The organism is Turicimonas sp. TL08 (assembly GCF_054660695.1).
Window position 1 is genome coordinate 1 of sequence record NZ_BAAGDP010000020.1, and the last position, 14,983, is coordinate 14,983.

At 45.1% G+C, this 14,983-nt stretch carries 10 protein-coding genes; 4 read left to right on the top strand and 6 right to left on the bottom strand.

The features are described 5' to 3' along the window. Positions 1-1,471: 1,471 nt before the first annotated feature. Positions 1,472-2,956 (bottom strand): RtcB family protein, encoded by a 1,485-nt coding sequence (locus ACYQ4O_RS09900; protein ID WP_460175495.1) that lies wholly within the window; start codon positions 2,954-2,956, stop codon positions 1,472-1,474. A 3-nt stretch (positions 2,957-2,959) separates the two neighbouring features. Next, positions 2,960-4,003 carry an RNA 3'-terminal phosphate cyclase gene (gene rtcA / locus ACYQ4O_RS09905; RefSeq protein ID WP_460175496.1) on the bottom strand — a complete coding sequence of 348 codons (1,044 nt, stop codon included), beginning with the start codon at positions 4,001-4,003 and terminating at the stop codon, positions 2,960-2,962. Between the two features lie 167 nt (positions 4,004-4,170). Between rtcA and rtcR the strand changes: the two genes are divergently transcribed. The 3 genes from rtcR to ACYQ4O_RS09920 all read left to right on the top strand — a co-directional run bounded on the left by rtcR (position 4,171) and on the right by ACYQ4O_RS09920 (position 7,710). Then, positions 4,171-5,754, top strand: coding sequence for an RNA repair transcriptional activator RtcR (gene rtcR, locus ACYQ4O_RS09910; protein WP_460175497.1), 1,584 nt, complete (start codon positions 4,171-4,173; stop codon positions 5,752-5,754). A gap of 135 nt (positions 5,755-5,889) precedes the next feature. Beyond that, entirely contained in the window at positions 5,890-6,342 is a 453-nt protein-coding gene (locus tag ACYQ4O_RS09915) for a GNAT family N-acetyltransferase (RefSeq protein WP_460175498.1), read from the top strand. A gap of 189 nt (positions 6,343-6,531) precedes the next feature. Beyond that, positions 6,532-7,710, top strand: coding sequence for a C45 family autoproteolytic acyltransferase/hydolase (locus ACYQ4O_RS09920; protein ID WP_460175499.1), 1,179 nt, complete (start codon positions 6,532-6,534; stop codon positions 7,708-7,710). Positions 7,711-7,773: 63 nt separating this feature from the next. Here ACYQ4O_RS09920 and ACYQ4O_RS09925 read toward each other — a convergent pair whose 3' ends face one another. Continuing rightward, on the bottom strand, positions 7,774-8,727 hold the full coding sequence (locus tag ACYQ4O_RS09925; protein ID WP_460175500.1) for a LysR family transcriptional regulator: 954 nt from the start codon (positions 8,725-8,727) through the stop codon (positions 7,774-7,776). 107 nt (positions 8,728-8,834) lie between these two features. On the opposite strand from ACYQ4O_RS09925, the gene ACYQ4O_RS09930 reads away from it, so the two are divergent. Beyond that, entirely contained in the window at positions 8,835-10,733 is a 1,899-nt protein-coding gene (locus tag ACYQ4O_RS09930) for a flavocytochrome c (protein WP_460175501.1), read from the top strand. Positions 10,734-10,943: 210 nt separating this feature from the next. Here ACYQ4O_RS09930 and ACYQ4O_RS09935 read toward each other — a convergent pair whose 3' ends face one another. From ACYQ4O_RS09935 to ACYQ4O_RS09945, 3 genes are read right to left on the bottom strand one after another with little or no spacing between them, the layout of a single operon-like run. Beyond that, positions 10,944-12,107, bottom strand: coding sequence for a 4Fe-4S dicluster domain-containing protein (locus tag ACYQ4O_RS09935; protein WP_460175502.1), 1,164 nt, complete (start codon positions 12,105-12,107; stop codon positions 10,944-10,946). Continuing rightward, positions 12,058-14,358: an FAD-dependent oxidoreductase gene (locus tag ACYQ4O_RS09940; protein WP_460175503.1), complete on the bottom strand. Its 2,301-nt coding sequence runs from the start codon at positions 14,356-14,358 to the stop codon at positions 12,058-12,060. Before ACYQ4O_RS09940 ends, ACYQ4O_RS09935 begins: the two co-directional genes overlap by 50 nt. Then, positions 14,355-14,960 (bottom strand): 4Fe-4S dicluster domain-containing protein, encoded by a 606-nt coding sequence (locus ACYQ4O_RS09945; protein ID WP_460175504.1) that lies wholly within the window; start codon positions 14,958-14,960, stop codon positions 14,355-14,357. Before ACYQ4O_RS09945 ends, ACYQ4O_RS09940 begins: the two co-directional genes overlap by 4 nt. Positions 14,961-14,983 lie beyond the last annotated feature (23 nt).

Here is a 14,983-nt window from a genome sequence, read left to right on the forward strand (position 1 = left end):
ACACATATCAGCAAAATCAATGAGATAGAGTTTTCACGTAATTCCAGACCGTTAAAGATTCATTCCGTTTTGTTGGCAGAAGAAAATCCGCTGACAAAACTCACATAGCTAACACTTTTTTTGGCCAGCAGCTCTCTTCTCTCCATGACAAAAATTACCTCAAAATCACCACGTTTTACGAGGGCACTTTTTTGTGGACAGTTTCCTTCGGTTTTTCAAAGCAGCTTTTTTGCAAGATCATGGCGCTTTTTAAATGCGTTAACCGCTTTCCGCTTTTTTAAAATCACGGCGTAAGCCTTCTCTCCCAAAGAATTTCGCCGTCCTCATAGCACTTAAAAACAGCTTAATCTCTCAATCAAGTACGTTAAAGTTTTGGTCATCTATTGCGGCGCAAGCCGTAGGGGTCCCCACAAGGGATGTACAAACGACAAAGGCCCGTAATCCAGTACGAGCCCTAGTCGCATTTATATGAGGTGATTAAATGCCACAATCATTTATTTCCTCGTGGGAGATTATGCCACAACACTTGTGGTAGTTTGGAACGGCGATTTAAAGATTGACTATGTTTTGACTATCGTAGTCTTGTTGTGCTTAATCCGCACGAAGTAGTTTTAAGAGCCAGTTTCCGCGAGGGGCTGGCTTTGTGCGTTTTATTTCCGAATATCAGAAACCAAATCGCTCTCTAAGCGGACTTTATCAACTCTATAGAGCTTCCGTGCCTAGCGGAGCTAGGGCTTTAAGTTCCTCGAGCCTACAAATGAACACGCTCGTTTTAGAAAGCCATACCTCATATCATAAAGGCCCCGTAAGCGTGCAACTGAGTATAAATTTAAGAAAAAGACGGTTACAACCATCTTTTTATTAGATCTTGGAAGTACGTCCTTAAACTTTTCCAAAATAAGTTTTAGAAAAGTTTGATATGGGCCTACACACACATCAGCAAAATCAATAAGGTTGCTTTCTCACGTGAATCCAGACCGTCAAAGGTTCATTCCGTTTTGATGGCAGAAGAAAATCAGCTGACGAAAATCACATCGCTAACACTTTTTCTGGCCAGCAACTCTTTTTCGCCATGACAAAAATTACCTCAAAATCACCACCCTTTACGATGGCATTTTTTTTTGGACAGTTTTCTTCTGCTCTTCAGATCATCATTTTTGCAAGAGCCGAGCACTTTTTAAATAAGCTAATCACGTGCTGTAGTTTTTCTTTAATCACGACAAACACCTTCTCTCCCAATGCATATATCTTTTGGAATAGTTCTTGAAAAAACTTAATCTCTCAAGCAAGTAAGTTAAATTTTTGTCATGGAAGGCTGTCCCGATAAAAAATTTTGCCGCCTAAACATACCCCCGACTGTCCCTAAAAATAATTTTCACCGTGTCCCAAAAAATAATTAATCACCACCATAATCACCACCTCCGGGACTCTTCAATCCCGGAGGCAAAAACAAATCATTTGAGGAATCAGGCTACATACAAACTTCCGCCTCTCCTGATGCTTTCTTTTTGTTGCGCCTTTGACTCCATTGAGCCTTTTCTTCCGCCATTCTGACCACCTTCGGCTCAAACTTTGCCAGAACATCTACCAAATCAGTCTGACCTGCTATCACTTTATTAATGTCCTTGTACACCTCAGGAGACTCGTCCAAAGTACCGCCAATCAGCGTTACCTCTCTTGCACGAAGAAAATTCTTCATATCCTCTCTTTTGAGATTTCTATATGCCGCGGCACGGCTCATAACTCGGCCTGCGCCATGCGAACAGGAATTAAAAGATTCCGGATTGCCTTTGCCTCTGACGATGAATCCCGGCGTTCCCATCGAACCTGGAACCACTCCCAGTTTTCCTTCTCCTGCCGGGGTAGCTCCTTTCCTGTGAACAATCACCTCTTCTCCGTTGAACTCCTCCTTCCAGGCAAAGTTGTGATGGTTTTCAACGTATCCGAGAACGCCGCATCCAAGGGCGGCAATAACATGCTTGTGAATCAATTCGTGATTAGCGGCTGCGTATCTCCCGCAAAGCTCCATTGCCTCCCAGTAGTCTTTTCCTTCCTGTGAATCCAACTCCAACCAAGAGAGTCGTTTCAAGTTTTCCGGCAATTCCGGATGCAAAAATGCTGCAAGTTCGGAATAAAAATTAGCGACATGCTGACCAAGTCCTCGGCTGCCCGAATGAGAAAGTAACGCAGTATAGATTCCGGCTTTTATCTTAAGAGTTGGTTCGTCAATATCGGCTTCAACCGTAAGTTTGCCGAATTCAACAAAGTGGTTTCCGTGACCGCTGGTGCCTAGTTGAGATCTGGCTTTCTGAAAATTCTCCTTCAAAACACCTGGTTTCTTCCACAGCGGATCTTCCATAACCTCATGGACTCTCATTCCTGGATCAAAGGCGATTCCGACTCCAAAACGAGTCTCACGCAAAAGGACCTCGCCGAATCTTCTTCTATCTCGTTCGAACTCTTCATAAGGAACATCCAAAATCGATATTCTCATGCGGCACGCAATATCTACGCCTACTGCATAAGGAATGACAGCGCCTTTTGTTGCCAGTACTCCCCCGATCGGCAATCCATAACCTTGATGAGCATCGGGCATCAAGGCCCCTCCCACAGAAATCGGCAAACTAACGGCGTCATCCATTTGTTCCAAAGCCTTTGCTTCCACTTTTTCCGAGCCCCAAAGTTTCCAAGGAGCCTTCTCTTTTCTCTCGCAAAAGTTAATTCTGTTGGCTCTGGATTGTTCTAGTTTCTCAGCAGCAACTGCGAAAACCTCCTTGAGATCGCCGCTAAGAACCTTTGTCGGCTTTAACGCTGAGGCTAATTGCTTTAACGCCTTTTTGAGTTCAACGTCAGACTTACCGACGCGATAAGCCTCATGGAGCGCCTCATAAAATGCATTTCTCAAGTCTTCTGTTTTAAAAATGGGCGTCTCATCCAAATCTTTTCTTTTAAGCATTTTTTATCCTTGTACTTTTGGCACTTCGACAAGTAATTCTTTGCGGTCCTTTTCCAAACCAACTTTCTTCCCGGTAAACAATTCCAACGTCTGACAGCAGCTTTCCAAGTGTTCCGTAAGATGCGACGATAAAAACTTTCCGCCTGCGGCAAAACCTAGGGGAAGAATCAGTTGATCGGCTAAATGTGCTTCTACCGGTACTTCCGCGGCAAAAAATTTCCGCAACTGCTTTCCGAGGTTGTTAGCTAAAGCCTCCGAGCTGTATCCGTAGGCTGCAATATCACTGAATATGAAAGGATATTCGGCAGATCCAGTTCTCACGATAACGGCTGCACCAGGTTCTTCTATTGTTGACTGCTCAATAATCTCCATTTCGTACGGAACCGCACATTTCATCTTCTCGAATTCTTTGGTTATCAGCTTGCGGATCTTGAGGGTTGTTTTTTCCGGGAAATGACTCGTGATCAGCTGGACGGTGCATTTTCGCTGTTTTTCTCTTCTCACCCAATCAACCGGTCTAAACTGTTTCGGAGAATTGCATGCCACACTGATTTGTCCTCCGCCTGCTTTATAAAAACCAAACTTCTCGATATTCGCCTCGATTGAATATCCCATCCGGTTCATTCGTGTGACTAAACTTTCAGCAAAGAACTCCCCTGTAGGTGCTTGCGGACAATAAGTTCCGCCATCGACGATCACTTGAGAAGGCAGTTTCTGGACGGCTAATGGTAAAAGGACGCTTTGTAGAACCAATGTTGTGCTGCCGCCGCTTCCAACCGCAAAATGATAAGAACCGCTTTTGATCTTTTTAGGAGTGAAGCTCAAGGCATCCGATCCCAATTCAGCTCCTTCAACCTTGGCGCCGCAAATTTCTGCACAAGCCTTTACGCCGCATAAGTGCTGCTTTCTAAGTCCCGGCTGCGGCCGTCCTTTGCGAATGTCTGTCATTTCAAAAGGAATGCCCAAGATACAGGAAAGAGCTAGAGAAGAGCGCAAAATTTGTCCTCCTCCGTGTCCCATGCTTCCGTCTATTTTTAGCGTTTTCATTTTCCCCTCTTAAGTGTCTCATCCTTTCTTATAGCAAAAGTCATGCCAACTTTTCATTCTTATTTAAATTCATGTAGTTATAAAATTATGACTTATCTTTTCGTTGAACTTGAAGATAAAAATTTATACTTTAAAATATTTTTCTATAAATTTTTATAGCGATAAAAATGAAAAAAACGGTTGTTTTCGGTTTTCTCGGGACAAATCTTGATCAGCCCGGAAGAGCAAAATGGTCGAAATGGCGTCCGACAGTATCTTTAGGCCAGCAAGAAGACCTTATGGTGGCCAGGTACGAGCTTTTTTATGACGTTCCTTACCAAAAACTCGCCTCTTCAGTTCGTGAAGACTTTCTTCAAGTTTCTCCGGAAACAGAATTCAATACTCATCAAATCAGGCTCCGAGATCCTTGGGATTTCCAAACCGTTTATAGTGGTATCTTCGACTTTCTGAAGACTTACAAATTCGATACCGATAATGAAGAATACTTAGTCCACATTACTACCGGTACTCATGTCATCCAAATCTGCCTCTTTCTTCTAACCGAATCACGTCACATTCCGGGGAAAATTTTGCAAACCCAAATGCAAAAGTACGGAGATCCAACCGGTACTTACACAATCATTGATTTGGACCTCTCCAAATACGACATGATTGCAGAGCGTTTCCATCAAGAACAGAAAGAAGGAGTGCACTTTTTAAAGTCCGGTATTGAAACAAAGAATCCTGTCTTCAACACGATGATCAGAGAGCTGGCCACCGTTAGCGTCAAATCCAAGTCGCCGATTCTTTTGACCGGCGATACCGGTGTCGGAAAGACCAAGATGGCTCGCCTCATATACGACTGGAAAAAACAGCAAAGAATGGTCAGCGGTAGCTTCGTCGAACTTAACTGCGCTACTTTGAGAGGAGACGCTTGTATGTCGGCTCTCTTCGGCCACGTTAAAGGTGCTTTTACCGGTGCAGTCAACCACCGAGAAGGTCTTCTCAAAGCAGCTGACGGCGGACTTTTGTTCTTGGATGAGATTGGCGAACTCGGCCTTGATGAACAGGCCATGCTGCTGCGTGCTCTTGAAGAAAAACGCTTTTATCCTCTCGGTTCTGATATCGAAAGCCAAAGCGACTTCCAGTTAATCTGCGGTACGAATAAAAATCTCTCGGCAATGGTGAAAGAAGGAAAGTTCAGAGAAGATCTTCTCGCCAGAATCCAATTGTGGTCTTTCAAAATACCTTCTCTCAAAGAGCGGCCGGAAGATATTGAACCGAACCTTGATTACGAACTTCAGCAAGTTTCTATCAATACCGGCACGCAATTCAGTTTCAACAAAGAAGCCAGAGAGAAGTTTCTACAGTTATCTATGTCTGATCAAGCTTTATGGAAATCCAACTTTCGAGATTTATCCGGAGCCGTAATAAGAATGGCAACACTCTCAGATGGCGGAAGAATCACGGAAGAAACTGTCGACTCGGAATGGAAAAGGCTTGTCCATCGGTGGCATCCTGACGAGAAAGTTCAGTCTCTTGCCAAATCTTCCTCTGAAATCATTGGCGAGACATGGGACAAATTAGATCTTTTCGATCGCTTCCAATTAGAGAAAGTTATTGAAATCTGCAAAACATCTAAAAGTCTTGCTGATGCCAGCAGGAAACTCTTTTCAAACTCCATCCTCGAAAAGAAGTCCAGCAATGATTCAGATCGTCTGCGCAAATATCTCGCCAAGTTTGGTCTCTGCTGGAAAGACTTCCATTCGTAATCGTCTTCCGGAAGAACAATAACTTCTTCCTTTGCTGACCGCAAACCTTTGCTGATCTCTTGGCACAAAGGTTGTTGCATACCGAACAAAATAGAAAGCATACGAACAAGCTCTTTTAAACACTGAATTACCGGAATGGCTATATTTCGACTCATACAAGAAAATAAGAAAAGGTTCCTCGATCTTCTTCTCCTTGCGGACGAACAAGAGGATATGATTGACCGTTATTTGGAAAGCGGTGAACTGTGGACTCTGGATGACAATGGTGTAAAGGCTGTCTGCGTCGTTGCCGACGTTGGAGACGGCACCTTGGAAATTAAAAACCTTGCCGTAGCACCGAATTTTCAACGCAAAGGATATGGCAAAGCCATGATCGAATTCATTGCCGAAAGATATAAGAATTTCTCACGTCTGCGAGTAGGAACCGGAAACAGTCCTTTGACTCTTCCCTTCTATCATTCCTGCGGATTCCAAGAAACCGGCGTAATTCCGAATTTCTTCACCGACAACTATGACCATCCTATCGTAGAAGGAGACATTGTGTTGAAGGACATGATTCTCTTGGAGCGATCTTTGCTTAATCACTAGCGTACTGGGCGGACAGAGAACTGCAAAGGATTCTAAAGACCTACTCGGGATCCCGCACAACATGGTCTCTCCAGGAAAAGATTAAGGCCTCGGACAACACCTGTCCGAATCGCTTTTTTCTAATTTGAAGGACTCCAAAGTATCGTCGGTTTTGATAACCTGACTTGTCTCAATTTAAAAGGAGAAGAAATGTCTGTAACCAGAAGAAAGGCCTTAACAGTGCTTGGCGCAAGTGCTGCCTCTTTGTTGACTTCTAATGTTTTTGCGGCTGTTACTCTTCCGCAAGCGCCTGCTGTTCAGCCTCTTCAAGTGGTTCCTTGCCAATATCCGGTCATCGAACTTTCCGGTACACCTTTCGAACGAGGAAAAGCGTACGGAATGGCTGTCAAAGAAGCTGTCCGAAGAAATATCGTTTTCTACAAAATGATTTTCAAAACTTTCTCCAATATTTCATGGGAGAAAGCAATGGCAACGTCTAAGAAATTCCTTCCGTATATCGAAAAATTCTGCCCAGGTGCTATTGAAGAAATGAAAGGCGTCGCAAGCGGTGCAGATTTACCGTTTGAAGAAATCCTTACTCTTAACTGCCGCAGTGAAATCATGTTTGCCGCTTCAGACGGCTGTACGGCGGTGGCCTTTCTGAAAGAACAAACCACCGGCGGAAGCGTCTTGCTCGGCCAAACTTGGGACTGGTTCATGCCAGCGCGAGAAAATACTTGCATCCTTAAAATTCGTCAGGAGAAAGCTCCCGATATTCTGATGGTGGCAGAAGCTGGGTTGATTGGCGGCAAAGGTCTTAACTCCTGCGGCATCGGATTGTGCCTTAATGCCGTGAGCATCGGCAGCGGAAAAGAAGGTGTACCTCTTCACCTAATCATGCGCAACATTCTCAACGCTACTTTGCCGACGGAAGCATTAGATTGCATTGCACACGTTCCGAGAGCCGGTTCTGCGACTTTAACGATTGGTTCGGCTGAGGACTTAGTCATGGCTGTAGAGTACTCTCCGAATGAGTTTGACGTTCTCATGGCAGAAGAGGAACCATTGGCTCACACAAATCACTTCCTCTCGCCTTTGATTGCTCCTCATGACAAAGGCAAAGCCGGACCGCTTTCAACCTACACTCGCCTGAATACTGTTCGCCGGAAAATCAAAAAACTTGGCAAAGCCGATGGTCTTAATGCGGTATACAGTCTATTGACTTCACATGAATTCTTCCCGGAATCACTCTGTTATCACGAAGACGTCAGAGATTCCGGCCTTCGTGCATGTACGATTTATTCTATGGTCATGGATTTGAATTCAAAAACTTTGCTGATCTCCAACGGACATCCGTGCGAAGGAAAAGTGTCCGAGTTTTCTATCTGATATTTGATCTTTTTGAAGACCTCCTTTAGAAGTCAGGCATACCAACTTAACTTCAAAGGAGGTTTATGGTGTCACACCATATTTTTCAAAAATCGGCCCCCACCGCTTTGGATAAGCCTTCTTTTGAGTGTTGGCAAACCAGGAGGCAAATTCGTATAAAGGCTTATTCTCAGCGTCCTCTTTTCTAATGGCAATTGTCATATCCCATCGTGGCCGATGCCATCCCGGAAGCAAAGGAATGAGCCTGCCGTCCTTAATATCGTCGCTGCAATAGGCGACCGATAAGTCCACCGCAATTCCATGTCCCAGAAGCGCAGCACTTCTGCAGGAAAAAGCGTCTCCAAGATACACAAGCTTAAAATCAGAAGTTAATGAAACGCACTTACCTGCATGTTCTAAAGTTCTGGTCGTTGGATATATTCGACTGTCGCGCAAAATCAAGACGTGATTCTTTAAGTCCTCTACGCAGGAAGGACTTCCGTTCCGCTCAACATACTCCGGGCTCGCCAACAGCATGTTGAAACTAAAACCGGCATCAAACAGCACGAGATTTCCGTCGGCGTTTTCAGGTCTGTATGGGAGCATAACAATATCTGTTTCTCCATCCAGCAAATGTTGATGATCGCAATCATTGAGAAAACGAACATTGAATTTGGGATGAAGCTCCCGATACTTCGCCATGACAGGAAAAAGATCTTCTCGAGTCATGTTTACCGGTAAAGACAAACGGACATCTATAGGTTTCGAAGCTACCTCTTGGAGCTTTAATGACAGTTTGTCCTCACTTTTCAGAAGCTGATGAACACAAGGAAGAATTTGCTCAGCTTCTTGCGTCATTCGGAATGGCCGCGAGGAACGATCAAACAAAGAAAAGCCTAAATTTTTTTCGAGTTCTTTAAGGATCCGTGAAGCAGTTTTCAAATCAAGATCAAGTTCTATAGCCGTTCGCGAAATATTCAGAGTTTGCGACGTCTTTTGAAATACTTTCCATGCTAAAAGGCTCTCTTTTGGGATCATCTGCTATTTCTTAATTTTTGAGAACTACTTCAGAAATTCTAACTAGTTCTTATCAGGATTTTCACTTATCGTGATTATGTGAAAATCATTCCAAGGAGAACAGAGTTATGAAATTCAAATTTTCAGTCCTTGCTGCCTTAGTAGCGGCCGCATTCTGCGCTCAAGAAGCTTCAATGGCAAAAGACGGTACATACACTGCAACTACCTTAGGCCGCAATGGTGATGTGACGGTCCAAGTCAAAATAGCTAACAATAAGATTGAGGACGTAAAGGTTCTCAGTTGGAGTGAAACTCATCCTGTTGCAGACCTCCCCAAAGCAAAAGTTCCTGCCGACATCGTTAAAAATCAATCTACCAACGTAAATAATGTTTCTGGGGCCACCTTAACGACCTTCGCAATCAAGGCCGCAGTCCAAGACTGTTTGAAGCAGGCTGGGCTTAATCCAAAAGATTTCTCCAAGATGGTGCCACAGCCACAAAAAGTAACAGGTAATATTGAAGAGAAAACTGATGTGATTGTAGTTGGGGCTGGCGGAGCAGGATTATCAGCCGCTGTCGCAGCTGCACAAAGAGGATTAAACGTTATTGTTCTAGAGAAAGCTCACTTTGCGGGCGGCAACACCTCCGTGTCTGGCGGCTGTTTTAACGCAGCAGATCCAGAAGGTCAAAAAGATATCAAGATGACTGACGGTCAAAGAGAGTCGATTGAAAAACTTCTTGCTGAAAAACCGCAAAACAAGCTCCAGGAAGATCTCATTGCACAAGTCAAACAACAGTGGGCCGATTATAAGAAGTCAGGTTCCGAAAGCCTTTTTGATACTCCGGAACTTCATGCTCTTCAAAGCTGGAAAGCTGGCGATTACAAAGCAAACCTAGAACTTGTTTATCGTTTAACTAAAGAAGCTCCGGAAATCCAAGGAACCCTTGCAAAAATGGGAATCATTTGGCAGAAGAAACCAACACAATTCGTTGGGGCTCTCTGGCCGAGATCTCACCGAGCAAGCAATTACAAATCTGGCGTGGGCTATATCGACACATACTTGGACCTCATCAAAGCCGAAAAATTACCTGTTGCCTTTATGATGAGCACCCCAGCGGAAAGTCTTATTACCAAGGACGGCAAAGTAATCGGTGTGAAAGCCAAAGGTCCAGATGGTAAGACTTACACGATTCTTGCATCCAAAGGAGTCATCTTAGCCTCCGGCGGTTTTGGTGCCAACGTGAAGATGCGTAACGAATATGATGAGCTCTGGGATAAAAAGCTGGACGAAAAAGTTAAAACCACAAATATGCCGGCTATCACCGGTGACGGCATCAATATGGCCTTGAAAGTAGGAGCTGGCGTAAAAGACATGGGTTATATCCAGCTTCTCCCGACAACTGATCCCGCAACTGGTTCGACCAATCACAAGATCGTTGAATCAACCAATATTTACGTCAACAAACTTGGCAATCGTTTCGTGAACGAACAAGGAAGACGCGATGTTCTGGCAAAGGCTGCTCTTGCCCAACCGGATCATATCTTCTACATCATCGGCACTGAACAGACATTGCTAAAAGATAAAGAAGGCAGAGGCCCCTATGGAATCCTAATTTCTGATCTTTTAAAACAAAAGAAAGCATTTAAAGCCGATACCTTAGAAGAGCTTGCTAAGAAAGTCGGAATGGATCCGGCAAATCTCAAGCGCACTGTTGAAAAATGGAATGAGTTCTGTAAGACACAGAAAGGAGATGAGTTCGGCCGCATGAGCTGCGAAGATGGAAATAAACTTCCGGGCGGTCCCTACTATGCCTCTCTCATGACGCCTTCGGTTCATCATACGATGGGTGGTTTGACAATCGATAAGGACACTCGAGTCTTGAATAAGGCCGGGAAACCAATTCCTGGTTTGTTTGCTGCAGGTGAAATCACAGGCGGCATTCATGGTACTAATAGAGTTGGATGCAATGCCGTTCCTGATGCACTCATTTACGGAACCATTGCCGGCAGAGAAGTAGGCAAGTAATCCTTGTAACAGACTGCGCTTCCTTGGCGCAGTCTGTTTGTTTGTAGAGGCCGCAGTGGCTGGAGATATTGCACCTCTTAAAAATTTTCAAGAATTCTTTGCTCCAAAAACTCTTTTGTGCTCAAGTCTCAGAGTACGTGGGAGCTTCTTTCTGACCTTCCTAGCCCATTAATTTGGAGTAGGTATCCACTGCTCCAAAATCTCCCAAAATCAGCTTCGATAGATCGGCGTATCAAAAAATTCCCGCATCCGGGCTTCTGCAGATTGATCCTGTTCATCCTCATGCGCATTGTCTTTCGTTAAAACAATCCTTACGGAATCGGAAAGGATTTCTTCGGAACCGGGAATTAACCGCATGACCATTGCCTTTGAAGGACAAACTTCAACACATCTTCCGCAATCAACACAGCGAAGGGGATCAGCGAGCAGTTTGAATCTCTGGTCTTCGGTTTTACTAGTTAAACAGCCAGATGAGCATAAGAGAACGCACAAATTGCAGCCGTTGCATTTCTCTTTAAATACGCCGGGCAAAGGAAAAAATTTCGCCTGAATTTCGAACTTAGGATCTTTGATTTTGAGTATTTCGATAACAGCTAAGAGAAGTTCTCGTTCAAGCATCGGAAAAACTTTATCAGTTTTAGGCGCACCTCCTGAAAGAGAGGCCACGTCGCAAATTCCTTGAAGCCGTTCAGAGACCCGGCTAAAAAACCTTCTGCGCCCTAGATCTACATTGTTCTCCGGCTGCGCCTCGAAAAGCGTCGGTCGGAAATCAACGCCCAAATCTGATGAAAGCTTTTCGCAAGCGTTGATAAGATTTTGAGCGGCGTTGTTTAGTGAGGCTGCACAACACTTTTTGCAATCCGAACAATGAAGCTTAATTTCAGCATTAAAAATTAAATGGGCCAAAAGCAGTAGCGCCGGACTTACGCCGCCAAAGCAACCTGTCGGAAACGCATGGCTTTCCTGAGCCACCTTAGGACAAACAAAAACTAAGGGTCGAGAGCGTGAAGGTCTTTCGTGAAGATTGCAGAAATGCGTTTTCAATGCGCTGAGCAAGTTATAGAGCGGGAACCGGCCAAAAGAGAAAGCTTCGGTCGGACACTCTCTAATGCACTTACCGCACCCGGTACATGAAGAGCTTTCCTCGATGGAAACGGACTGATTCTTAAGACTAAGTACCTTTGGCTGGCAGACATCAATGCACTTTTCGCAAGAAGATTTTGGGAAAAGCGTTCTGACACAGCGATTCCTTTCGAAAGTTATCTGCGCAGAATTTGCACTAGCTCCTCCTGACCGGGCTCTGCGCTCAATCTCAGTGCTGCACTTAACTAATAGCCGGTTGAGCAGGTTCTCGATTACTAATTTGTCCGTCATCTTTATTTTTCCTGTTTTGCCTCGAACGCTTCTTTTCTGGACAGCCGTCGCTCAAAAATTGGCTAATAGCCTTTGCGGCACCGTGCCCGCTTTCTATAGCTGTCGTCACAAAGCTTGGTCCGCTCACCGCATCTCCGGCAGCAAACACCTTGGGAAGATTGGTATGTAAAGACCCTTTGGAAATAACAATCCCGGCTTCTTTCAAAACTTCTTCTCTCGGACCGCTGAAACCATAAGCACAAATCACCAGATCGGCTTTTAACACTTCGCAGATCCCCTCCCGATTTATGACTTTAACTGTTTTATCCGGTTGAACCGATTGAATTTCCGTTTCCTCTAAAAATTTAGCTCCCTCCCGAAGGGCACCCTCGTAGTCCTCCCTTGGCGGATTGGCTTTCAACAAAGATTTGCGGAACACGCAGGTGACCGTTCGAGCGCCTTGACGCAATGCGGTCCGAGCACAATCTAAGGCGGTTCCTCCAACTCCTAAAACGACTACGTTCTTGTCTTGAGTCAGCGATGTCAGGTTTGACTCTCCATGAAGATATTCAAGAGCTTGGAAAACAAAATCTAAATTTGCTCCCTGTACGTTTAGATGAATTGGATTTTCCGCACCAATTGCAAGGAGAACTGCATCGTGCGTATCAACGATAGCCAGGAGCTCTTGTGCCGACTTGATTTCATATCCGAGCTGAAAATCGATGCCGGATTTCTCATAGAGCTTTCTGCGGGTAAGGATTCTTTCTTTGGAGAGTTTGAAAGCCGGAATTCCGAACATCGTCAGACCGCCGATCTCTTTTTCCCGTTCATAAACAGTAACTTTGTACCCCTGAGCACGAAGAACATCAGCTGCAGCAAGACCAGCGGGTCCGGCTCCGATTACTGCGACGGAAGGACTTTTCTTCATCGTCCGAGCTCTTGCGATCTTGTATCCTCGATCAAGCGACCGCGAAGAGGCAAAGTACATCAATGCGTGAATATTGATTGGATCAGAGAAATCACCCAAGGGACATGCCGCCATACAAAATTTATCTTTGGGACAGAGCTGAGAACAAAGTTCAGGCATTTTCCCTGACTGCATCAAAATTTTCCCGGCCGCTTTTGTATCGCCTGCGGCAATGGATCGGAGCACCTCGGGAATAGGATTGTGCTGCGGACAAGCTTTCACGCACGCTCCGCATTGAATGCATCGGCTGCTTTCAAGAATGGCGTTTTTCAAAGAGAAGGTCTCTTGAGGAGCATCAAAAGAGTCCTTGGAAACGACAGATTGTTCCGTTGCAGCTCCTCTTGGGAACGTCTCTTTTAGATAGACAACATTAGCAGTCTTTCCCTCCGAACATTTCAACTTCTTTAAGAGTGGAAAAGAAATCGCAGAAACAGGGCACCGCTGTGCACAAGCTCCGCATTTCAGACATCTGGAACTTTCCGCACTCGGAACCGTCTTCTTCAGATCAATTCCCTCCGGACAAGCATTCCTGCAGACCTGGCAGTTTAGGCCGAAAGCTCGGAGACACTTCTGACCATCAACCTTCGGAACGAATGTCTTATTTAATCGGCTCACTAAAGAAATAAAGGCGCCGATTGGACAAATAAATTGACACCATCTTCTCAAAAAGAAGATTTCCAGAAAAAGCACTCCGAGAATCACAAGCGGAGTAATTGTCGGGTCATTGAACTTCAGCATATGAACAATGCCGATAATGAATGCGAAGGTTAGCCCGACCGGACAAATTAAACAGAAAACAGGGAAAGAAAAAATTGCAGAAGAAACTAGCGCGGCCGCCAGCACAAAAAACGGTCCTTTCTTCTCAAGTGCAGCTGAATTAATGAAAGTAGCTTTGGAAGACAACGTCGTTTGAGCCGAAGCACTCGATTTTTTGGGTTCCGAAGAAGTCTCTTCTCGAGAAGGACTTGCGCCTTCATCTTCGAAATCATTCACACAAGACGTCTCTTGCTTTGGTTCTGCTCCGAAGATTTTTCTTAAAGGCGGAACGGGACAAAGCCAGCCGCAGAAAAATCGCCCGAACACTACCACAAGCGCTACGAATACACCAAGACAAATTAGAACGGATAAAGCCGGAGAACCGGACGCAAAAATAGTTTCTAATGCGCCAACCGGACAAATCTGAGCGATAGAACCAATGCCAAAGGAAGAAAGTGTCCCCCACCCAGTCTGCCAAATCACACCGCACACAACGGCTAAAAGGAAAAGGCCAAGAGACAATGCGCGAAGAATAGAAAATTTTTTCATGATTGCTCCTGTGCTTTCAGAGCTTCTAAAGACAGAATTTCGATGCCGCGTTGATTGCGTCCTGTATAAGCCTGGAGCACATTGGCCGGGCAAATATTTTCACACACGCCGCAGCCGTTGCACTTGTCATTGTCAATGACCGGAACCTTGCCTTCGGCTAAAGAAATAGCATCATAAGGACAGGCTTCTTTACATTTTGTACAAGCCCGGGTTCGGAGTGCAATACAGATGTCGGTTAAACGAGCCTTTCCGACCGGTGTAGTCTCTCCCGAATACGCCGTAAGAGCTCCGGTTGGGCAGACCTCAATGCATTTGTCGCAGAAGTCGCAGGAACCGTATCGGTAATTCATGACCGGAGTACGCAGGTTCAGGACGCCGTCCGCGAGTCCTCCAATCGAAATAACATTAGTGGGACAAATACTTCGGCAACGATCACAGCGGATGCACTTAGACAAAAAGTTTTTATCCTGTCCTCCGGGCGGTCGAATTACGGGTGCTGATTCGACTTTGGAAGCGCCCCAGCCGAGCGCAAAAAGAGCACCCGAAACTCCCACAGACAACAAAAGGCCCCTTCGGCCGATGGAAGAAGATTGAGAACTCATAGCAGCAGCCTCCTTGCCGATTA

Coding starts and splice junctions, on each gene's coding strand:
- ACYQ4O_RS09900 (WP_460175495.1), bottom strand. CDS start 2,956: ATGCTTAAAAGAAAAGATTTGGATGAGACGCCCATTTTTAAAACAGAA.
- rtcA (WP_460175496.1), bottom strand. CDS start 4,003: ATGAAAACGCTAAAAATAGACGGAAGCATGGGACACGGAGGAGGACAA.
- rtcR (WP_460175497.1), top strand. CDS start 4,171: ATGAAAAAAACGGTTGTTTTCGGTTTTCTCGGGACAAATCTTGATCAG.
- ACYQ4O_RS09915 (WP_460175498.1), top strand. CDS start 5,890: ATGGCTATATTTCGACTCATACAAGAAAATAAGAAAAGGTTCCTCGAT.
- ACYQ4O_RS09920 (WP_460175499.1), top strand. CDS start 6,532: ATGTCTGTAACCAGAAGAAAGGCCTTAACAGTGCTTGGCGCAAGTGCT.
- ACYQ4O_RS09925 (WP_460175500.1), bottom strand. CDS start 8,727: ATGATCCCAAAAGAGAGCCTTTTAGCATGGAAAGTATTTCAAAAGACG.
- ACYQ4O_RS09930 (WP_460175501.1), top strand. CDS start 8,835: ATGAAATTCAAATTTTCAGTCCTTGCTGCCTTAGTAGCGGCCGCATTC.
- ACYQ4O_RS09935 (WP_460175502.1), bottom strand. CDS start 12,107: ATGACGGACAAATTAGTAATCGAGAACCTGCTCAACCGGCTATTAGTT.
- ACYQ4O_RS09940 (WP_460175503.1), bottom strand. CDS start 14,358: ATGAAAAAATTTTCTATTCTTCGCGCATTGTCTCTTGGCCTTTTCCTT.
- ACYQ4O_RS09945 (WP_460175504.1), bottom strand. CDS start 14,960: ATGAGTTCTCAATCTTCTTCCATCGGCCGAAGGGGCCTTTTGTTGTCT.